We start from the raw sequence: 17,399 nt of genomic DNA, 5'->3' as shown, positions 1-17,399 counted from the left end.
TGCCGCTCAGGCCAGCAGCTTGCGCAGGCGCGCGACGGATTCCTGCAATTGCTCCATGGAGTTGGCCGTGGAGAAGCGCACAAACCGTTCGGGCTCAAAGCTGCCAAAGTCACGGCCCGGTGTGATGGCCACATGGGCGCGGCGCATCACTTCCAGGGCAAAGTCCCAGCTGCCTTGCACGCCCAGGCGCTGGGCTGCGTCGGTGCAGTCGGCCCAGGCGTAGAAGGCGCCATCCGGCATCACGGGCACGCTCAGCCCCAGCGACTGCAAGGCCGGGATGAAGTAATCGCGGCGCGCCTTGAACTCGGCGCGGCGGCGTTCGTATTCGGCAATGCTCTCGGCTTCAAAGCAGGCGAGGGCGGCCTGTTGCGACACGGTGCTGGCGCAGATGAAAAGGTTTTGTGCCAGCCGCTCCACCACGGGCACCATGGCATCGGGCACCACCATCCAGCCCAGGCGCCAGCCGGTCATGTTGAAGTACTTGCTGAAGCTGTTGATGCTGATGATGTGCTCATCGATGGCCAGGGCGGTGTGGCCAAACTCTTCCTCGTACGACAAGCCCAGGTAGATCTCGTCGATCATGGTCACGCCGCCACGCGCCTGCACCACCTCGTGAATGCGGCGCAGTTCGGCGGGGGCAATCGATGTGCCGGTGGGGTTAGAGGGCGATGCCAGCAGCACGCCCCGCGTGTTGTCTGTCCACGCGGCTTGCACCTTGTCGCTGCTCAGCTGGTAGCGCTCGGCTGCCGTGGTGGGCACCAGCACGGCCCGGCCTTCGGCAGCGCTCACGAAGTGGCGGTTGCAGGGGTAGCTCGGGTCGGGCATCAGGATTTCGTCGCCACGCTCAATCAGCGCCAGGCAGGCCAGGTGCAACGCGGCAGATGCGCCAGCCGTGACCACAATGCGCCGTGCCGGAACGTCCACCCCGAAGCGGCTTTGGTACCAGCCGCTGATGCGTTCGCGCAGTGCATCCAGGCCCAGGGCGTTGGTGTATTGGGTGGCGCCGTCGCGCACCGCCTTGGCGGCAGCTTCCTGCACCAGCGGCGGGGCGGTGAAGTCCGGTTCGCCGATGTTCAGAAAGATCATGGGCTCGCTGGTGCCCGCCACCTCGCGTGCCATCGCCTGGGCGGCCTTGGCCACTTCCATGACATAAAACGGATCAATGCGCTCTGCGCGGCTGGAGAATTTCATGCTCGGGAATCCTGCGGCCCGCGAGGCTGCGGGCATGGCTCAAAAGAGAAAGACTGCGCCGGAGGCGCGGCCTCTGGCTGGCCGGTGCAGCACCCATCGACAGATAGGCGCAGCACGGGAAGGGCTCAGGCCCCTTCGCCTTCGGCGGCTGCGGCTTCGGGGCCGGGCTTGCCAGCCGCTTTGTCGGCAGCGACTTCGTTGGCACGCAAGCGGGGGGCCAGGCCGTTGAGCACGGCATTCACGTACTTGTGGCCGTCGGTGCCACCAAACTCCTTGGCCAGCTCAATGCATTCATTGAGCACCACGCGCCAGGGCACGTCCATGCAGTGCATGAACTCGTACACGCCGATCCACATGGAGGCGCGTTCGATGGGCGAGATCTCGCCCAGCTTGCGGTCCAGCAGCGGCGTGATCAGGGCGTCCAGATCATCAGCGGTGTTGATGCAACCATGCAGCACGGCGTTGTAGTGCGCCGCGTCGGCCTTGTGAAAGCCTGCAAGGTCACGCGTGAAGGAGTCGATGGCAGCCGCGTCGTTGCGGCCCACGATGTGCTGGTACAGCGCCTGCAGCGCAAATTCGCGCGCACGGCTGCGGTTGGATTTGGATGCCGCCTTGCGCGTACCGTTGGCCTTGAGGCCGGTGCGCGATTGCTTGGGTGGGCGCGTTTTGGACGATGGGGTGGTTTCGGTCATGACAATTCGTCCAGCAGGTTGGCCATCTCTACTGCCACACGGGCTGCATCGGTGCCCTTGTCGCTTTGGCGGGCAATGGCTTGCTCCATGTTTTCGGTGGTGATGATCGCGTTGGCGATGGGGATCTGGTAATCGAGCGAGAGTCGCGTCACGCCGGCGCCAGACTCGTTGGCCACCAGCTCAAAGTGATAAGTCTCGCCGCGGATGATGCAGCCCAGTGCGATGAGGGCGTCAAAGCTGTCGCTCTCGGCCATGGCTTGCAGCGCCACGGGCACTTCCAGTGCGCCGGGCACTTTCACGTGGGTGATGTTCTTTTCCTGCACGCCCAGTGCCTTCAGCTCTGCCAGGCAGGCAGAGGCCAGGGTGTTGGTGATGCTTTCATTGAAGCGGGCCTGCACGATACCGATGTGCAACTTCTTGCCGTCCAGCTTGTCCGCTGTGCCTTTTTCTGCGCCAAACATGTTTATTCCTTGGGGATGAAGCCGGTGATTTCGAGGCCGTAGCCGGCCATGCTGGGCATGCGGCGGGGCTGGCCCATGAGTGCCATTTTTTGCACGCCGCAGTCGCGCAGGATTTGCGCGCCCACGCCATAAGTGCGCAGATCCATGCGGCCGCGCTCTGGGGCCTGAGATGCGCGGGCCGTGCCTTCAAACTGGGCCAGCAATTGCTGCGCGGTTTCGCCGCAGTTCAGCAGCACCGCCACGCCCTTGCCCTGCTTGGCCAGGTACTGCAGGCTGGTGTCCAGACCCCATGAATGCATGGAGCGGTTGATTTCCAGCGCGTCAAGCACCGACAGAGGTTCGTGCACGCGCACGGGCACCACTTCGTCGGCCGTCCATTCGCCCTTGACCAGGGCCAGGTGCACGGCCTGGCTGGGCTTGTCGCGGAAGGCGTGGGCGGTGAAGGTGCCGTATGCCGTGGTCAGCGGGCGGCTGCCCACTTTTTCCACCAGCGATTCATTGCGGCTGCGGTATTGGATGAGATCGGCAATGGTGCCAATCTTCAGGCCATGCTCTGCGGCAAACAGCTGCAGGTCAGGCAGGCGGGCCATGGTGCCGTCGTCCTTCATGATCTCGCAGATCACCGACGACGGGCTGCAGCCGGCCATGGCGGCCAGATCGCACCCGGCTTCCGTGTGCCCGGCGCGCATCAGCACGCCGCCATCCACCGCCTGCAGCGGGAAGATGTGGCCTGGCTGCACCAGGTCGGAAGGCTGGCTCTTGCGGTCCACGGCCACTTGCACGGTGCGGGCACGGTCAGCGGCGGAAATGCCGGTGGTGACGCCTTCGGCTGCCTCGATGGACACAGTGAACGCGGTGCTGTACACCGTGCCATTGCGCGCTGCCATGGGGGGCAGCTTCAGGAACTCGCAACGCTCGCGGGTCAGCGTCAGGCAGATGAGGCCACGGCCAAAGCGGGCCATGAAGTTGATGGCTTCTGGGGTGACGTGGTCGGCGGCGAGCACCAGGTCGCCTTCGTTTTCACGGTCTTCTTCGTCCACCAGGATGACGATGCGCCCAGCGCGCATGTCGGCCACGATGTCTTCGACGGGCGAGATGGACACAGGGGTGAGGGGGGTGTTCATGGGAGAGGGCTTTCGTTAGGGCCACAGCGGGGTTGTGCAGCGCGAAACCACACGCCCTCATGGGCCGCACAACCGCAAAGGGTCGCCTAGCCATCCAAAGAACATGTTGTGCGGCGCTGCCGCAGCGCAAGGGGCCAAGCGTGCAGCCTCTTGCAAAGCTGAGTATTTTAGTTCAGCCGGGGCCGCGCTTTGGTGCGCCGGATCAATGGCCTCTGTCATGGCTGGCAAAAAAACGGCGTTGCCATGGGCGGCTGCAGAGCTTGCGGCTGAGTCGGCCTTTTGTGCCAGCCCTTGGGTCAGATGGCGCTGCCCTGGATCACTACATCCGACTCGGGGTAGGCCACGCAGGGCAGTACGCAGCCTTCGGCCTTTTCTTCAGGACTCAGGCCCGGCCATTCGATGTCATAGCGCACGCTTCCTTCAACCAAATGGCCGATGCAGGTGCGGCAGGTGCCATTGCGGCAGGAACTGGGCCAGTCGATGCCGCCTTGCTCCATGGAAGTCAGCAGCGGTTGTTCGGGCCAGGCATCGCACTGGGTGCCGTCGGGCTCGATGCGGGCGATGAAAAAGGGGGCAGCTTGGGTCATGGTGGTTGGGGCCGAAGTGAGCGGTGGGTGGAAGGGGTAAGTGGCAGAGGGAATGATCGGGTCAACGCGAGCGCCGCCACACCAGCAGCAGGTTGTTGGCAGGCATGGCGTGGCGCTCGCTCAAACGGAGGCCGGCCGCCTCTGCCTGCCGGGCGACATCTTCCAGCGCGCGCAGGCCCCACTGGCTGTTTTGGGCTCGCAGGCTGGCGTCAAAGGCCAGATTGCCTGGAGAAGTGAGAACCCCTTGCTCCAGATAGGGGCCATAGGTCACCAGCATTCCGTCGGCGGCCAGGTGGCGGGCGGCGCCGCGCATCAGTGCCACGCAGCATTCCCAGGGCGCAATGTGGATCATGTTGGCGCAGTAAATCAGGTCAAACGGCGTGGAGAAGGGCTCGCCCTCGCTGGGCCATTGCGCCTGGGTCACGTCCAGCCGCAGCGGCGGCAATACCTGCTGCGCACCGCTGTGCGCGCACCATCCGGAGATCGACGCGAACAGATCGTCTTGCCAGTCAGTGGGCTGCCAGCGCCAGCCGGGCAGGGCGGCGCCAAAGTGCGCTGCGTGCTGCCCCGTGCCGCTCGCAATCTCCAGAGCGTTGCCATGGGGGGCGAGCAGCGCTTGCAGCACCGCAAGGATGGGGCCCTGGTTGCGTTCAGCAGCGGGGCTGTGGGCCCATGGCGGTGTTTGCATAAAAAAGGGGGTTAGCGCTTTACAGTCAAGCGCAAGATGCTATCAAAAATAGAGCGCCGCAGTGTTGCCCGGTTTTTTCCGGGCCGGCAGCCCATGTGCCAATTTGCTTAAAAAATGTGCAGCGGATAGGCGGCCCTTGTAAATCAATGACTTGCGACGCTCATACAGCACTTGTTCAGAGTTATCCACAATTTTGTCCAAAAAAGAACGGGATAACCGCTGAAAACTGGCGTGTCAGCACCGGGTGGTAGATTTGCTTAATTTTTCAGCATTTCGTTGAAAGTCTTTGAAAATCAAAGGGTTGCATCGCTCATACAAGACTTGTCAAAACTTATGCACAGGCTTGTTCAGCGTGAACAGGGAAAACTGAGCGCCTGAGTGGTTTGCGTTGATGAAAAATTAAGCAGCACAAGTGGCTTCTTGATAAATCAACCACTTAGCAGTCTCATACAAGACTTTTCCCCACTTATCCACATGCTTGTCCAGTGCTGTCAGGGATAACCCGTGCACGGCGTTCTGTCCCCTTCGCAACGATGCCGCGGCGGGCGTTGCCGTACAGTGCTGCCAGCAGTTTTTGTTCCGACATTCATCCCATTCCCCCCCTTTTTTTGATACGGAGAGTTTTTCCATGGCAGACATCGAATTCAAAGGCCGCGTAGCCATCGTCACGGGTGCAGGTGGCGGCCTGGGGCGTCAACATGCGTTGGCCCTGGCGGCCCGCGGCGCCAAGGTGCTGGTCAATGATCTGGGTGGCGCCGTGGATGGCAGCGGTGGTACAGCAGGCGCGGCGCAAAAGGTGGTGGATGAGATTCGTGCTGCGGGCGGCGAGGCCCTGGCCAACGCAGCCTCGGTGACCGACTTTGCAGCGGTCGAAGCCATGGTGCAGCAAGCTATCGACGCCTGGGGCCGCGTGGATGTACTGGTCAACAACGCCGGCATTCTGCGCGACAAGAGCTTTGCCAAGATGAGCATGGACGACTTCCGGCTCGTGGTGGATGTGCACCTGATGGGCGCGGCCTACTGCTGCAAGGCGGTGTGGCCGCACATGGTGGCCCAGCAATACGGGCGCATCGTGATGACCACTTCGTCCACTGGCCTGTATGGCAACTTTGGGCAGAGCAACTATGGCGCTGCCAAGCTGGCCCAGGTGGGGTTGATGCAAACCCTGGCCCTGGAAGGCGCCAAGCACAACATCCACGTCAACGCCCTGGCCCCGACAGCCGCCACGCGCATGACTGAAGGGCTGATGCCCCAGGAAGTGCTGGACGCCCTCAAGCCCGAGGCCGTAGTGCCCGCCATGCTGGTGCTGGCGCACGAGTCCGCGCCCACCCGCACCATCCTGTGCGCTGGGGCTGGCACGTTCGAGGCGGCCCACATCACGCTCACGCAGGGCGTGCACTTGGGCATTGGCTCTGAGGTGCCCGAGCGGCTTGCAGCCCGCCTGGCCGAAGTCACGAATCGCGCGGGGGAGCAGGTGCCGCAAAGCGGCGCGGCCCAGGGCACCAACGAGGTGGCCAAGGCGATGGCCGCCCGCTGAGTGCTGGCGAGGTGCCAAGGGTGAGGGTGGGGGTTGCGAGCAGCCCCCAACCACAGCCTTCCGATGCGTGTGCGGGGCGGCGTTTTCAGCCGTTTTGCGACAAGGATTTGAGCAGGGTTCAGGCGCAGGGGGCCGGGCCGTGCTAAGTTCCGGGCCAATGAGAAGATGGACCGGTATTACCTTATGAGCAAACTGCAGGACAGACTGAACGCCCTCCCCACGGATTCCCTGCGCGGCATTCGCCGTGGTGTGGAAAAAGAGGGGCTGCGCGTGCAGCCCACCGGAGGACTGGCGCTCACCCCCCATCCCAAAGCCCTGGGCTCTGCACTCACCCACCCGCTGATCACCACTGACTACAGCGAATCCCAACTGGAACTCATCACCGGCGCACACCTGGGTGTGCAGCAGTGCATGGATGAGTTGACCGAGGTGCACCAGTTTGTGCACCACACCTTGAAGGACAGCGGCGGCGAGCTGCTGTGGGCGTCGAGCATGCCGTGCGGGCTGCCCACGGACGAGACCATTCCGCTGGCCCGCTATGGCGGCTCCAACGTGGGCCGGGCCAAAAGCGTGTACCGCATGGGCCTGGGCCACCGCTATGGCCGGCGCATGCAGACCATTTCGGGCATCCACTACAACTGGTCGCTGCCCGGCGTGAGCAGCGAGCAATATTTCTCGCTCATCCGCAACTTCCGTCGCCATGCGTTTGTGCTGCTGTACCTGTTTGGCGCATCACCTGCGCTGTGCCCTTGCTTTGTGCAAGGGCGTGAGCACCGCTTGCAACGCCTGAGCGACAGCGCCTTGTACCTGCCACACGCCACATCACTGCGCATGGGGCGGCTGGGCTACCAGAGCGATGCCCAAGCCACCCTGGCCGTGAGCTACAACGGCCTGCAAGGCTATGCCAACTCGCTGCACGAAGCGCTGACCAAGCCTTACCCCGCCTACGAACAGTTGGGCGTGCGCAACCCGGGTGGCGACTACAACCAGCTGGGCACCAGCCTGCTGCAGATTGAAAACGAGTTCTACGGCACCATCCGCCCCAAGCGCACGGTGCGCACGGGCGAGCGCCCCTTGCACGCCTTGCGAGAGCGCGGGGTGGAATATGTGGAAGTGCGGTTGATGGACATCGACCCCTTCGTTCCCGTTGGCATCACAGCGCCCACCATGCGTCTGCTGGATGTGTTTTTGCTGCACTGCCTGCTGTCAGACAGCCCACCGGACACCCCTGAAGAAATCGCGGAGCTCAAGCAGAACCAGCACCTTACGGCAGAGCGTGGCCGCGAGCCCGGCCTGCTGCTTCAGCGCCAGGGCCAGGCTGTGGCCTTGACCCAATGGGGTGACGAAGTGCTGGCGGCGTGCGAACCCCTGGCGGCCGCGCTGGACGCCACCCACGGTTGCACCGACTACAGCGCCGCCTTGCGCGAGGCCCGCGCGCTGATGCAGGCGCCCGAGCGCACCCCCTCTGCCCGGGTGCTGGCCACCATGGTGCGCGAACATGCCAGCAGCTTCGAAAGCTTCGCCTTCCACCAGTCAGAACTGGCCCACGACACCTTGCTGAACTTGCCCTGGACGGCCGAGCAGCAGGCACGCTACGTGGCCATGAGCGAAGAGTCCATTGCCGCCCAGAAGGCCATTGAAGCCGCTGACACCCTGCCGTTTGAGGCTTGGCGCGAGCAGTACATGGCGGTGGAGGGGTTGGGCTGATTCGCCGGGGCTGACCGGTGTGATGCTGGATTGCTATTGAAATGTGAGCTGGTGGCGCTTGCTGTGTAAGCGCTAGAGCCCATTTTTAGGCTCTTCTAGCTACCAAAAGGAGGCCCCCCGGCTCTGCCGGGGAGGCAGTAGAAGTTTGACTTTTCAGGAGGTTGTCCACCGTAGAGACTTTCAATCGTGAGCCGCCAAGCAAACGAAAGGAAGAAACACGATGGACAAGTATGAAAGTTTGAGTCACACGGCCTGGGATTGCAAATATCACGTGGTCTTCATCCCCAAGTGTCGAAGGCGAACGCTGTACAAGCAGCTACGCGAACACCTGGGTGAGGTATTCAGAAAGTTGGCCGCGCAAAAGGAATGCAGGGTTGAAGAGGGGCATCTGATGCCCGATCACGTGCACATGATGCTGTCGATCCCACCGAAGTACTCGGTGTCGCAGGTGGTGGGCTTTATCAAAGGCAAGAGCGCAATCCACCTTGCGCGGGTGTACGGAGAGCGAAAGCGCAACTTCGTGGGTCAGCACTTCTGGGCGCGAGGGTACTTCGTCTCGACGGTGGGACGCGACGAAGCGGTGATACGGGAGTACATCCGAAACCAGGAGAAGGAAGACGAGAGGTTGGACCAACTCGGTCTATGGAGGTGAGTAGCCACCGATAGGTGGCCCCAAGAATGAGGGGCCGCGTTAGCGACCCCTTACAGCCGCTTTGAGCGGCTCACATCCCGAATGCCCCCGGCTTTGCCGGGGGATGGTTACCGAATGCTAGTGTGGTGTCTCAAAAATAGATAGAACTATCTTGACCGGTGTTGGTCGAATCAGCTTCCTTATAGGAGACTACGCTGATGGCCCACCCTGGACGCCCCGCCACGAAGCTGCAGATCACCGATGCCGAGCGCGCAGAGCTGCATGCGCGACTGCGCGTACGCAAAGCGCCCGAGGACGAGAAGCTGCGCATGCGAATCGTGCTGGGCTGCGCAGATGGGGAGTCGGGCACCATGATTGCCCAACGCTTGGGCACGACGGTGCAAACTGTCTCCAAGTGGCGGCGGCGCTACCGGGCGTATCGTCTGGCGGGTTTGACCGATGCCCCGCGCGCTGGCCGCCCGCGCAGTGTGGGCGACGAGCAGGTTCAGCTCATTGTGGACAAGGTTCGCCAGAGCAAGCCTGACAACGCCACGCACTGGAGCGTGCGCCAGATGAGTCGGCACGCTGGCGTATCGCCCGCGACGGTGCAGCGCATCTGGCATGCCTTTGGGCTGAAGCCGCACCTGCAAGAAACCTTCAAGCTATCGACGGATCCCCATTTCGTGGACAAGGTACGGGATGTGGTGGGGCTGTATATGGCACCACCCGATCGCGCCTTGGTGCTGTGCGTGGACGAGAAGAGCCAGATCCAGGCTCTGGATCGCACCCAACCAGGGTTACCACTGACGTTTGGCAAACCCAGCACGCGCACGCACGATTACAAGCGCCATGGCACAACGTCGCTGTTTGCAGCGCTGGATGTGGCCACTGGCAAAGTCATAGGACAGCTCAAGCGCCGTCACCGCAGTGTGGAATTCCTGCAGTTCCTCAAAGCCATCGATGCAGCGGTGCCTGGCGAACAAGACATTCACCTGATCATGGACAACTACGGCACGCACAAGACGCAGGCAGTGCGGGCCTGGCTAGCAGCCCATCCTCGCTACCACGTTCACTTCACGCCCACCTCAGCGTCCTGGCTCAATCTGGTCGAGCGTTTCTTTAGCCAGATCAGCGAGCAGTGGATCAAGCGCAGCGCCCACACCAGCGTTGCTCAGCTGGAGCAATCCATACGGGAATACATTGATCGTCACAACGAGGATCCCAAGCCGTTCGTGTGGCATAAAAGTGCGGACACCATCTTGGCATCTGTGGCGCGGGCAGCGAGTACCATTATTTGATGCTTACTTTTGAGACGCCACACTAGTGATGCACTCGATAAATGTCGTACGTCGAAATCGTCGTTTACAGACGTGCGGCGATTTCCATCACTACTATTCGCTAGAAGAGCCCATTTTTATTCATAACCCAGCACCAGCAGCGCTTCCTGCCGCCAGTACTCTGCAGCGTCTGCAAAGCCTTCCCACACGCAGCCGTTGCAACCCCGCCCGCAGCAGGTGGTGGGCTCGGCCGGTGGTGGTCGCAATGCCAGGCCCTGCGCAAGTGCTTGGGCCTGCAGCGCGGCAAACATGGCGCTTGCGCTGGGTCCGTCCGTTGCGCGGGTCGCAGCCACGGCGGGCAGGGCAGGCCGCGTGCTCACTGGCGGTGTGCCCCGGCACGCACCCGGCGCACCACGTATTGCACGATGAACGCCCCGCCCAGCACCAGCGCAAACCAGCCCACGGCTGCTACCTGGCCCATCAGCTCGCGCACGTCGCCCGAGCGGGCAATGTACGGCGCCAGCACAATCACCAGCCCGATCAGCGCGCAGGTCACGCCTTTGAACAGCAGTTCCTTGTCGGCCTTGCTGGGCTGCCGGGTGTTGGGGGGCGTGGGTTGGCGTGGTGGCATGGGCTTCTGAAAAAGGTGGCGTGCCGGTTTGACCGGTTGCCGCAATAGAAATGGTGGCGCAGGAAAGCGCAGCGCGATTATCCTTGCCGCCTCTGTCTGAACTGAACGAACAAGAAAGATCCCGCATGTCCATCCAGTGGTTCCCCGGTCACATGCACCTGACCAAAAAAGCCATCTCAGAGCGCATCAAGGACATTGACGTGGTGATCGAGGTGCTGGATGCGCGCCTGCCGGGCTCCAGCGCCAACCCGCTGCTGGCCGAAATGACCGACCACAAGCCCAAGCTCAAGGTGCTGAACAAGCAGGACGTGGCCGACCCCGAGCGCACGGCCCTTTGGCTGGACTGGTACAACGCCCAGAGCGAAACCCGTGCCGTGCCGCTGGATGCGTCTGACCCAGCCCCGGCGCGCAAGCTCATCGATGCCTGCCACCTGCTGGCACCCAACCGGGGCGGCATGGCCAAGCCCATGCGGGTGCTGATCTGCGGCGTGCCCAACGTGGGCAAGTCCACGCTGATCAACACGCTTAGCAACAAGCGCCAGGCCAAGACGGGTGACGAGGCGGGCATCACCAAGCTGGAGCAGCGCATCACACTGGCCGATGACTTCTACCTGTGGGACACCCCCGGCATGCTGTGGCCCCGCATCATCGTGCCCGAAAGCGGCTACAACCTGGCCGCCAGCGGCGCCGTGGGGCGCAATGCCTACGATGAGGAATTGGTAGCGCTGGAGCTGCTGCGCCGCCTGCAAGCGCACTACGCCCCTTTGCTGGAAGCGCGCTACAAGCTGGGCTTGCCGCCCGGCGCCATGGCCGAGATGCAGGACGACGAATTGCTGGAAGCCATTGGCCGTAAGCGTGGCGCCATGATGAGCGGTGGGCGGGTGAACCTGCAAAAAACAGCAGAAATCGTGATGACCGACTTCCGCACGGCCACGCTGGGCCGCATCACGCTGGAAACCCCTGAGCAATTCGAGTGCTGGCTGACTGCAGGCTTGGCCAAGGATGCCGAGCGCGCTGCCAAAAAAGAGGCTCGGCTCAAGTCCCGTGGCAAGGGTTCAGGCAAGCGAGAGCCAGGATCGGGCGACCCACGGGCGCAATAAGCTTTACGCGGTGCGTGGCTGTGTCCACGCACTGAAATGCCAGGGGTTCGCGGCCATCGGCCCGACCTTGCCTTGGACTGGTTTTTAGGTGGGAGAGCCGTCCACCGGCGCTATCGCAATCTGGTTGCGGCCCCGGTTCTTGGCGAGGTACAGCGCCTGGTCGGCGCGGTCCAAAACGTCCCGCAAACTGCGGTCATGGGGGCTGATGGTGCCCACCCCTACGCTGACTGTGATGCGGTAGGGGCGGCCTGCCTCATCGGCCAGTGGCGTGCAGGCAACCCCGTGCATGATGCGGGTCGCAATCTCGATGGCTTGGTCGTGCGGCGTCAGGGGCAGCAGCACACAGAATTCTTCACCGCCCAAGCGGCCCACCGCATCCGTGGCCCGGAGCTGGGCTTTGACCACATGGGCAAACTCTGCCAGCGCTCGGTCACCCTCCAGGTGGCCCAATTCGTCGTTGATGGTTTTGAAATGGTCCAGGTCCAGCATGAGCAGGGCAAACGGCGCGCCATCAGCGCGCGCCTTTTCGTACACCTGGGTGGCTGCTTCCAGAAAAGCCCTGCGGTTGGCCATGCCGGTGAGCATGTCGGTGGTGGCCAGCCGGTGCAGCTCGCGCTCCAGATTTTTGCGCTGGGTCACGTCGCGGTAGATGCCCTCCACGCCCGCAAAATTGCCGGCATGGTCGTACAGGGCGTGGCTGCTGATGGAGATGTCGATCACCGAGCCATCGCGCCGCACCATCTGCCCCGGAAAGTCCGACACCTCGCCTGTTTGCTGGATGGCCGCCTTGAAGGCGTCGCGGTCTTTGCTTTGCGGGTAGTACGACTCGGCCGTGCGGCCCTCGATCTCGTGGGGCTCGTAACCCAGCACGCGCCGCACACCGGGCCCCACATGCTGGACGACGCCGTTGGCGTCCGTGCGGTAGTACACGTCCTGCATGTTTTCAAAAAGACGGCGAAAGTTCTGCTCACTCTCGCGCAGTTGGGCCTGGATTTCACTTTGGTGGGTCATGTCCAGCCCGCACACCAGCACGGCGGGCTTGCCATGCCACTCCACGGCGACGCTGGAGATCAGCACCATGCGCAAATGGCCTTTGGCCGTGCAGATGCGAAATTCGGAGGACTTGTTGGGGCGCCGCTCCTGGTCAGGGTCAGCCACTTGCTGGATGCGTTGGGTGGAGCGGATCTGGTCCACCAGGTGCACGAATTCGCCAGACTGCCGCCCGATCAGGCATCCAGCGCTTTCCACTTCAAGCAATGCCACCGCGGCCGCGTTCGTGTACTGGATGGCTCCGTCCTGGGTGATCAGCACAGCCCCAGGCAGCGCGTGCAGCAGATCTAGTGGGTCAGACATGTGGTGGGCTTGCCGGAATAGTCGGTGCATTGTGGCACCCGCCATGGCCCGCTCGCACACATTTTTTTGCAAACTGTCACGCATGTGCCAAGCCCAGGCGCTGCCGCGTTGCGGCCTGGAGCCTGTCGCTGACGCGCTGGTGGCGTCAGTCTTTGGAGTCGGCCTGGGCGCTGGCGGCCAGGGCTGCCGCAGCGCGCAGCTTGTCTTTCTTGCTGGGGCGTTTGCCCTTGATACCGCCAGTGCCGGGCGGCTGCTTGCTCACGGCCACGGCCGTGGGCTCAAAGCCCGCCACGGTTTCACGCGCCAGCCGCTGGTTCTGCCGCTTCTCGATCAACTGAAAATGTGCTTCGGCTTCCGGGGTGATGAAGCTCACGGCCACACCACTCTGCCCTGCACGACCGGTGCGGCCGATGCGGTGGGTGTAGTCGGCCGCAGAGCGGGGAAGGTCGTAATTCACCACGGCGGGTAACTGGGCAATATCAATCCCGCGTGCGGCCAGATCGGTGGTCACCACCACCTGCCAGCGTTCATCCTTGAACTCCTGCAAGACTTGGGCGCGCGAGCCCTGGCTGAGCCCGCCGTGAAACGGCGATGCGTAGATGCCTGCTTTGTAGAGCTTTTCTGCGACGTGATCTGCGGCGTATTGGGTGGCCACGAAAACCAGCACCCTGGACCACTGGTGCTGCTCGATCAAGTGCTTGAGCAACTGGGTGCGCCTGGGGGCATCCACCACGATGGCGCGTTGGGCAATATCGGGTTGGGTTTGCTCGGTGGCGGCAATCTCGATGCGCACGGGGTCGCGCAGCAGGCTTCCCGCCAGCGCTTCCACCTCTTGGGGGAAGGTGGCCGAGAAAAACAGGTTCTGGCGGCGCTGCGGCAGCAGTTGCAGCACGGCTTGCAACTCTTCGGAAAAACCCAGATCCAGCAGGCGATCGGCCTCATCCAGCACCAGGTGTTGGACCTGGCCCAGCCGCAGTGCGTTGTTCTGCACCAGATCCAGCAGCCGGCCAGGCGTTGCCACGACCACATCTGCGCCCCCGCGCAGGCGCATCATCTGCGGGTTGATGGAGACTCCCCCGTACAGCACGGCCACCCTGGTGCGGGTGGGCAGGGCCAACGCGAACTGGCTGAATACCTCGCCCACCTGGGATGCCAGCTCGCGCGTGGGCACCAGCACCAGAACGCTGGGGTCCCTTTGCTGGGGGGCGCTTTGCAAGGCCTGGAGCAAGGGCAGGGCAAAGGCGGCGGTTTTTCCCGACCCCGTCTGGGCACAGGCCAAGACATCGCGTCCTTCCAGCACCGATGGAATGGACGCTGCCTGCACAGGCGTGGGTGCAGTGAAACCGCTGGCCACAGCGGCCTGGGCAAGTGCTGGGGATAAACCGAGGGAGGCAAAAGGCATGGGTTGGAGTCTGGCGAGGCAAATAAAGCGCGAAACACGGTGTGTGCGGGAGCACCTGCGCCCCCCCTGAACCGTTGGCAGGTCGTGATGCCCAGACCCGTCGCGCAACGGGCATGGCATTTCGCGGTGCAGGGATCGCCTGATTGTCGGGCGCTTCGCGCCAGGCGGCACAGGCCTGTGGAAAAGTTTGTTTCTCTCGTACTTCAGCGGCAGGGGGTGGGTGCCCTGTCTGGAGCCACGGGAACACACCGATAATCGCTTCCCCGCTCTTTTGCAGCGTTGATTTCTTACCGGTAGCCGACCATGAGCATTGCCCCCGAACCCAGCACCATCACCCACGGCATCCAGCTGGCCGTGGCCCCGGTTTTCTTGTTGACCGCCGTGGCCGGCATGATTGGCGCGGTGGCTGGGCGGCTGGCGCGCATCATTGACCGTGCACGCGTGGTGGAAGACAGGGCCCGCAATTCCAGCGATGCCGAACACCACGACCACGCCATGCTGGAGTTGGGCTACCTGCGCACCCGTGGGCGCTTGGCCAATGCCTGCATCGGGTTGCTGACGCTGTGCGGCTTCTTGATTGGCGTGACCATCGTCTTGCTGTTTCTGGGCGAAACCATGGATTTCCGGGGGCACAGCTGGGCGGTGGCCAGCTTTCTGTCGGGCGTGATTTCCTTCCTGGCCGCATTGGTGCTGTTTTTCACCGAGACGGTGATGGCCACCCGCCTGCTCAATTTCCAGCTACTGAACGCGAGAGGGAAGTGAGCCATGGCCTCGTTGCGCGACCTTCAAAGCCTGGGTGGGCTGGTGTATTCCACCGACCATGGCCGCATGTGCCCTGCCTGCAGCAAGCCACAGGCGCAGTGCGTCTGCAAGCAAATCAAGCCAGTGCCCACGGGCGACGGCATCGTGCGCGTATCGCGTGAAACCAAAGGCCGTGGGGGCAAGGCTGTCACCTTGGTCAAAGGCGTTCTGGTGGATTCAGACCAACTGGAGCAGCTGGGCAAGCAGCTCAAAACCGCTTGTGGTACCGGTGGCACCGTCAAGGACGGTGTGATCGAGGTGCAAGGCGACCATGTCGAAAAGGTCATGGCCGCGCTGCAGAAGCTGGGTTACAAGGTCAAGCGGGCAGGGGGCTGAAGGCGTGAACATTCCTGGGCTAGACCCGGCCGCGTTGCAGCGCCTGGTCACGGTGCAAATGCCCTATGGCAAGCACAAAGGCTGTGTGTTGGCAGACTTGCCCGGCAACTACCTGAACTGGTTTGCCCGCGAGGGCTTTCCGAACAACGAGCTGGGCCGTTTGCTGGCGTTGATGCACGAAATCGACCACAACGGTTTGAGCGAGCTTTTGACGCCGCTGCGGCGGCGGTAGCCCTGCCTCAAGCCGCATCGCGGATGCGTGGGGGCCCGGCACCATAATGGCTGCCGATCAATTCATAAAAAAAAGGGAGTGCAGATGAAGGGCAACGTCGCAGCCATCGTGCTGATTGTTCTGGGCGTATTTTTTCTGTTGACCAACCTGGGGCTCATCAGCATCAGCTTGCGCGAACTGCTTCGCGTCTGGTGGCCTGTCGCGTTGATCGCCGTCGGCGTGGCACTTTTCTTCACCCCCGGGGGCAAGGGGCGGTAAGACAAAAGCCTGCGCTTGCGGCGCAGGCTTGTTGAAAGGCAGCAGGGGTTTCCGGTCACCAACCCCGTGACTGGAGAATGGGCGCGAAGCGCTCAAGCCCCGTTGGCATGGGCGTCTTGGCGCGGCGTGGCAAAGCCGGGCAGCTCCCCAAAATACCCTCGGAAGAGATTGCGGGCCACCCCATGCGCTGCGGCCTGCAGCCCGTGTGCCACTTCCGGAGCAAACAGCCGGGCCGTGTGCTCGTTCCACAAACGCACCCAGGCCGCAAAGTGGGCGGGCGTGATGCCTTGCAGCTGCATGTGCTTGCCCAGCACATTGCCTTTAAAGCTGCGACTGCCCAGCAGCACTGTGCTCCAAAAATCCACCAACCTGTGCAAGTGCTCGTCCCACTGGCCGTTCAGGGCCTCGTCAAACACCGGGCCTAGCAGCGCGTCTTGCCGCACATCGGCATAAAACGCGTGCACCAACTCGGAAATGCTTTCAACAGTGGGGGTGTGATAGGTCAGGTTGGCTTGCATGGCGCGCAGTGTGAGCGATCAGCTGCAGCTACATGCTGACGTACCGCAACCCCCGGCCTTGGAAGACGCCTCAAACTGAGGGAAAAGCACGTTGTTTTCCAGGTGGATATGATTGATCAGGTCATCGTTGAGCTGGGCGATGCCGGCATACAGGGCGCGCCAGGTGTTGCACGCGCCCTGGGGGGGCGTGGCATCGTTGGTCAGGGCGTTGAGCTTGTCGAGCGCCTCGCCGTGGTCCACATGCTCGGCACGCATCATGCCAATAGGGTGCACCACGAAGGCATTGCCGCCGGTCTTCAGCATGGGGAACAGAATGGTTTCTTCCTTCTCCATGTGCGACAGCAGCTCTTCGTGCATGGCTTCCAGCGTATCGGCCAGGCCCGCTGGCACCTCGGGGTTGTCGCGGTGCACGGCTTCCACTCGGCGCGCCATGCGAATCAGTTCTGGAAGCTGCGCGCGATGCACTTCGTGGTAGCGGGCCAGGATGTGGTCTACCAGTTCGGCTGGCGAAGTAATGCCAGGCAGGTCAGTGCTGCGCTGCAGTTGCGACAGCTCGGCAAGGATGGCGTCCACGTCCAGCGATTTCTGTGCAGCCGCCTCGCGCAGGCTGATCTGGCCGCCGCAGCAAAAGTCCAGCTTCAAACGGCGAAAAACGGCGGTGGAACCCGGCAGCTCCACAGCGATCTGACCGATGGCTTGCTCTGCGCTCAAAGCGGGTTGGGTGTCTTGCAGGCGGGCATTCATGGGGCTTTCCTTAAAGATTCATTTGGTATGAATATTTTATTCAATAAAATTCACGTTGCAAGCATCTTTTAATTTGAGCCAGGAACAGGCTCTTCTAGCGAATGCTAGTGATGCACTCGATAAATGTCG

General features: G+C 62.6%; 23 protein-coding genes. 9 read left to right on the top strand and 14 right to left on the bottom strand.

What is annotated here, in order from left to right:
- Window positions 1-6 precede the first annotated feature (6 nt).
- The 8 genes from BDD18_RS17135 to BDD18_RS17105 form a co-directional block, all read right to left on the bottom strand.
- The gene (locus BDD18_RS17135; RefSeq protein ID WP_142084641.1) at window positions 7-1,191 is read right to left on the bottom strand and encodes a pyridoxal phosphate-dependent aminotransferase; all 1,185 of its coding nucleotides are present in this window, start codon (window positions 1,189-1,191) and stop codon (window positions 7-9) included.
- 125 nt (window positions 1,192-1,316) lie between these two features.
- Window positions 1,317-1,883: a transcription antitermination factor NusB gene (gene nusB / locus BDD18_RS17130; RefSeq protein WP_044397567.1), complete on the bottom strand. Its 567-nt coding sequence runs from the start codon at window positions 1,881-1,883 to the stop codon at window positions 1,317-1,319.
- A complete protein-coding gene (gene ribH / locus BDD18_RS17125) occupies window positions 1,880-2,344 on the bottom strand; it encodes a 6,7-dimethyl-8-ribityllumazine synthase (RefSeq protein ID WP_044397565.1) in 465 nt (154 codons plus the stop codon). Before ribH ends, nusB begins: the two co-directional genes overlap by 4 nt.
- A gap of 2 nt (window positions 2,345-2,346) precedes the next feature.
- Window positions 2,347-3,468, bottom strand: coding sequence for a bifunctional 3,4-dihydroxy-2-butanone-4-phosphate synthase/GTP cyclohydrolase II (gene ribBA / locus BDD18_RS17120; protein WP_142084639.1), 1,122 nt, complete (start codon window positions 3,466-3,468; stop codon window positions 2,347-2,349).
- A 296-nt stretch (window positions 3,469-3,764) separates the two neighbouring features.
- Complete coding sequence (locus BDD18_RS17115; protein ID WP_142084637.1) at window positions 3,765-4,055, bottom strand: 2Fe-2S iron-sulfur cluster-binding protein; 291 nt, start codon at window positions 4,053-4,055, stop codon at window positions 3,765-3,767.
- 61 nt (window positions 4,056-4,116) lie between these two features.
- On the bottom strand, window positions 4,117-4,743 hold the full coding sequence (locus tag BDD18_RS17110; protein WP_142084635.1) for a DUF938 domain-containing protein: 627 nt from the start codon (window positions 4,741-4,743) through the stop codon (window positions 4,117-4,119).
- A 42-nt stretch (window positions 4,744-4,785) separates the two neighbouring features.
- Window positions 4,786-4,932: a hypothetical protein gene (locus tag BDD18_RS22150; RefSeq protein WP_170207420.1), complete on the bottom strand. Its 147-nt coding sequence runs from the start codon at window positions 4,930-4,932 to the stop codon at window positions 4,786-4,788.
- Between the two features lie 210 nt (window positions 4,933-5,142).
- A complete protein-coding gene (locus tag BDD18_RS17105; RefSeq protein ID WP_142084633.1) occupies window positions 5,143-5,373 on the bottom strand; it encodes a hypothetical protein in 231 nt (76 codons plus the stop codon).
- Between BDD18_RS17105 and BDD18_RS17100 the strand changes: the two genes are divergently transcribed.
- From BDD18_RS17100 to BDD18_RS17085, 4 genes are all read left to right on the top strand, one after another.
- Window positions 5,372-6,280 carry an SDR family NAD(P)-dependent oxidoreductase gene (locus tag BDD18_RS17100; RefSeq protein WP_142084631.1) on the top strand — a complete coding sequence of 303 codons (909 nt, stop codon included), beginning with the start codon at window positions 5,372-5,374 and terminating at the stop codon, window positions 6,278-6,280. The genes BDD18_RS17105 and BDD18_RS17100 overlap by 2 nt on opposite strands.
- Window positions 6,281-6,463: 183 nt before the next feature.
- Complete coding sequence (gshA, locus tag BDD18_RS17095; RefSeq protein ID WP_142084629.1) at window positions 6,464-7,987, top strand: glutamate--cysteine ligase; 1,524 nt, start codon at window positions 6,464-6,466, stop codon at window positions 7,985-7,987.
- Window positions 7,988-8,207: 220 nt separating this feature from the next.
- Window positions 8,208-8,639, top strand: a complete 432-nt coding sequence (gene tnpA / locus BDD18_RS17090) for an IS200/IS605 family transposase (protein WP_026437438.1) — start codon at window positions 8,208-8,210, stop codon at window positions 8,637-8,639.
- A gap of 197 nt (window positions 8,640-8,836) precedes the next feature.
- Window positions 8,837-9,916, top strand: a complete 1,080-nt coding sequence (locus BDD18_RS17085; RefSeq protein ID WP_005801445.1) for an IS630 family transposase — start codon at window positions 8,837-8,839, stop codon at window positions 9,914-9,916.
- Between the two features lie 116 nt (window positions 9,917-10,032).
- On the opposite strand, the gene BDD18_RS17080 is transcribed toward BDD18_RS17085, so the two are convergent.
- Both BDD18_RS17080 and BDD18_RS17075 read right to left on the bottom strand, forming a co-directional pair.
- Window positions 10,033-10,206, bottom strand: a complete 174-nt coding sequence (locus BDD18_RS17080; protein WP_066782794.1) for an oxidoreductase-like domain-containing protein — start codon at window positions 10,204-10,206, stop codon at window positions 10,033-10,035.
- 65 nt (window positions 10,207-10,271) lie between these two features.
- Entirely contained in the window at window positions 10,272-10,526 is a 255-nt protein-coding gene (locus BDD18_RS17075; protein WP_142084627.1) for a hypothetical protein, read from the bottom strand.
- 125 nt (window positions 10,527-10,651) lie between these two features.
- Here BDD18_RS17075 and ylqF point away from each other — a divergent pair, with 125 nt between their 5' ends.
- Window positions 10,652-11,626, top strand: a complete 975-nt coding sequence (gene ylqF, locus BDD18_RS17070) for a ribosome biogenesis GTPase YlqF (protein ID WP_142084625.1) — start codon at window positions 10,652-10,654, stop codon at window positions 11,624-11,626.
- An 84-nt stretch (window positions 11,627-11,710) separates the two neighbouring features.
- Here ylqF and BDD18_RS17065 read toward each other — a convergent pair whose 3' ends face one another.
- Entirely contained in the window at window positions 11,711-12,979 is a 1,269-nt protein-coding gene (locus BDD18_RS17065) for a sensor domain-containing diguanylate cyclase (protein WP_142084623.1), read from the bottom strand.
- Window positions 12,980-13,124: 145 nt separating this feature from the next.
- On the bottom strand, window positions 13,125-14,381 hold the full coding sequence (locus tag BDD18_RS17060) for a DEAD/DEAH box helicase (RefSeq protein ID WP_142084621.1): 1,257 nt from the start codon (window positions 14,379-14,381) through the stop codon (window positions 13,125-13,127).
- 303 nt (window positions 14,382-14,684) lie between these two features.
- Here BDD18_RS17060 and BDD18_RS17055 point away from each other — a divergent pair, with 303 nt between their 5' ends.
- From BDD18_RS17055 to BDD18_RS22145, 4 genes are all read left to right on the top strand, one after another.
- Window positions 14,685-15,143, top strand: a complete 459-nt coding sequence (locus BDD18_RS17055; RefSeq protein WP_142084619.1) for a DUF2721 domain-containing protein — start codon at window positions 14,685-14,687, stop codon at window positions 15,141-15,143.
- Window positions 15,144-15,146: 3 nt separating this feature from the next.
- The gene (locus tag BDD18_RS17050) at window positions 15,147-15,518 is read left to right on the top strand and encodes a translation initiation factor Sui1 (RefSeq protein WP_198848004.1); all 372 of its coding nucleotides are present in this window, start codon (window positions 15,147-15,149) and stop codon (window positions 15,516-15,518) included.
- A gap of 10 nt (window positions 15,519-15,528) precedes the next feature.
- The gene (locus tag BDD18_RS22570) at window positions 15,529-15,750 is read left to right on the top strand and encodes a DUF3820 family protein (protein ID WP_273625253.1); all 222 of its coding nucleotides are present in this window, start codon (window positions 15,529-15,531) and stop codon (window positions 15,748-15,750) included.
- 84 nt (window positions 15,751-15,834) lie between these two features.
- Window positions 15,835-16,008, top strand: coding sequence for a LiaI-LiaF-like domain-containing protein (locus BDD18_RS22145; RefSeq protein WP_170207419.1), 174 nt, complete (start codon window positions 15,835-15,837; stop codon window positions 16,006-16,008).
- A gap of 92 nt (window positions 16,009-16,100) precedes the next feature.
- Here BDD18_RS22145 and BDD18_RS17040 read toward each other — a convergent pair whose 3' ends face one another.
- Window positions 16,101-16,526 carry a group III truncated hemoglobin gene (locus BDD18_RS17040; protein WP_066694100.1) on the bottom strand — a complete coding sequence of 142 codons (426 nt, stop codon included), beginning with the start codon at window positions 16,524-16,526 and terminating at the stop codon, window positions 16,101-16,103.
- Between the two features lie 18 nt (window positions 16,527-16,544).
- The gene (gene ytfE, locus BDD18_RS17035) at window positions 16,545-17,270 is read right to left on the bottom strand and encodes an iron-sulfur cluster repair protein YtfE (protein WP_142084615.1); all 726 of its coding nucleotides are present in this window, start codon (window positions 17,268-17,270) and stop codon (window positions 16,545-16,547) included.
- Window positions 17,271-17,399: the final 129 nt, after the last annotated feature.

Origin of the sequence: Acidovorax temperans (assembly GCF_006716905.1) — a bacterium.
GTDB lineage: Bacteria > Pseudomonadota > Gammaproteobacteria > Burkholderiales > Burkholderiaceae_C > Acidovorax > Acidovorax temperans.
This window is presented reverse-complemented; position numbering and strand designations above follow the sequence as displayed.

What these genes read in the sequence shown, in the direction of transcription:
- BDD18_RS17075 (WP_142084627.1), bottom strand. Translation starts at nt 10,526, where the DNA reads ATGCCACCACGCCAACCCACGCCCCCCAACACCCGGCAGCCCAGCAAG.
- BDD18_RS17085 (WP_005801445.1), top strand. Translation starts at nt 8,837, where the DNA reads ATGGCCCACCCTGGACGCCCCGCCACGAAGCTGCAGATCACCGATGCC.
- BDD18_RS17110 (WP_142084635.1), bottom strand. Translation starts at nt 4,743, where the DNA reads ATGCAAACACCGCCATGGGCCCACAGCCCCGCTGCTGAACGCAACCAG.
- ytfE (WP_142084615.1), bottom strand. Translation starts at nt 17,270, where the DNA reads ATGAATGCCCGCCTGCAAGACACCCAACCCGCTTTGAGCGCAGAGCAA.
- BDD18_RS22145 (WP_170207419.1), top strand. Translation starts at nt 15,835, where the DNA reads ATGAAGGGCAACGTCGCAGCCATCGTGCTGATTGTTCTGGGCGTATTT.
- tnpA (WP_026437438.1), top strand. Translation starts at nt 8,208, where the DNA reads ATGGACAAGTATGAAAGTTTGAGTCACACGGCCTGGGATTGCAAATAT.
- ribBA (WP_142084639.1), bottom strand. Translation starts at nt 3,468, where the DNA reads ATGAACACCCCCCTCACCCCTGTGTCCATCTCGCCCGTCGAAGACATC.
- BDD18_RS17065 (WP_142084623.1), bottom strand. Translation starts at nt 12,979, where the DNA reads ATGTCTGACCCACTAGATCTGCTGCACGCGCTGCCTGGGGCTGTGCTG.
- nusB (WP_044397567.1), bottom strand. Translation starts at nt 1,883, where the DNA reads ATGACCGAAACCACCCCATCGTCCAAAACGCGCCCACCCAAGCAATCG.
- gshA (WP_142084629.1), top strand. Translation starts at nt 6,464, where the DNA reads ATGAGCAAACTGCAGGACAGACTGAACGCCCTCCCCACGGATTCCCTG.
- BDD18_RS17115 (WP_142084637.1), bottom strand. Translation starts at nt 4,055, where the DNA reads ATGACCCAAGCTGCCCCCTTTTTCATCGCCCGCATCGAGCCCGACGGC.
- BDD18_RS17080 (WP_066782794.1), bottom strand. Translation starts at nt 10,206, where the DNA reads ATGTTTGCCGCGCTGCAGGCCCAAGCACTTGCGCAGGGCCTGGCATTG.
- BDD18_RS17060 (WP_142084621.1), bottom strand. Translation starts at nt 14,381, where the DNA reads ATGCCTTTTGCCTCCCTCGGTTTATCCCCAGCACTTGCCCAGGCCGCT.
- ylqF (WP_142084625.1), top strand. Translation starts at nt 10,652, where the DNA reads ATGTCCATCCAGTGGTTCCCCGGTCACATGCACCTGACCAAAAAAGCC.
- BDD18_RS17100 (WP_142084631.1), top strand. Translation starts at nt 5,372, where the DNA reads ATGGCAGACATCGAATTCAAAGGCCGCGTAGCCATCGTCACGGGTGCA.
- BDD18_RS17040 (WP_066694100.1), bottom strand. Translation starts at nt 16,526, where the DNA reads ATGCAAGCCAACCTGACCTATCACACCCCCACTGTTGAAAGCATTTCC.
- BDD18_RS17105 (WP_142084633.1), bottom strand. Translation starts at nt 5,373, where the DNA reads ATGGAAAAACTCTCCGTATCAAAAAAAGGGGGGGAATGGGATGAATGT.
- BDD18_RS17055 (WP_142084619.1), top strand. Translation starts at nt 14,685, where the DNA reads ATGAGCATTGCCCCCGAACCCAGCACCATCACCCACGGCATCCAGCTG.
- ribH (WP_044397565.1), bottom strand. Translation starts at nt 2,344, where the DNA reads ATGTTTGGCGCAGAAAAAGGCACAGCGGACAAGCTGGACGGCAAGAAG.
- BDD18_RS17135 (WP_142084641.1), bottom strand. Translation starts at nt 1,191, where the DNA reads ATGAAATTCTCCAGCCGCGCAGAGCGCATTGATCCGTTTTATGTCATG.
- BDD18_RS17050 (WP_198848004.1), top strand. Translation starts at nt 15,147, where the DNA reads ATGGCCTCGTTGCGCGACCTTCAAAGCCTGGGTGGGCTGGTGTATTCC.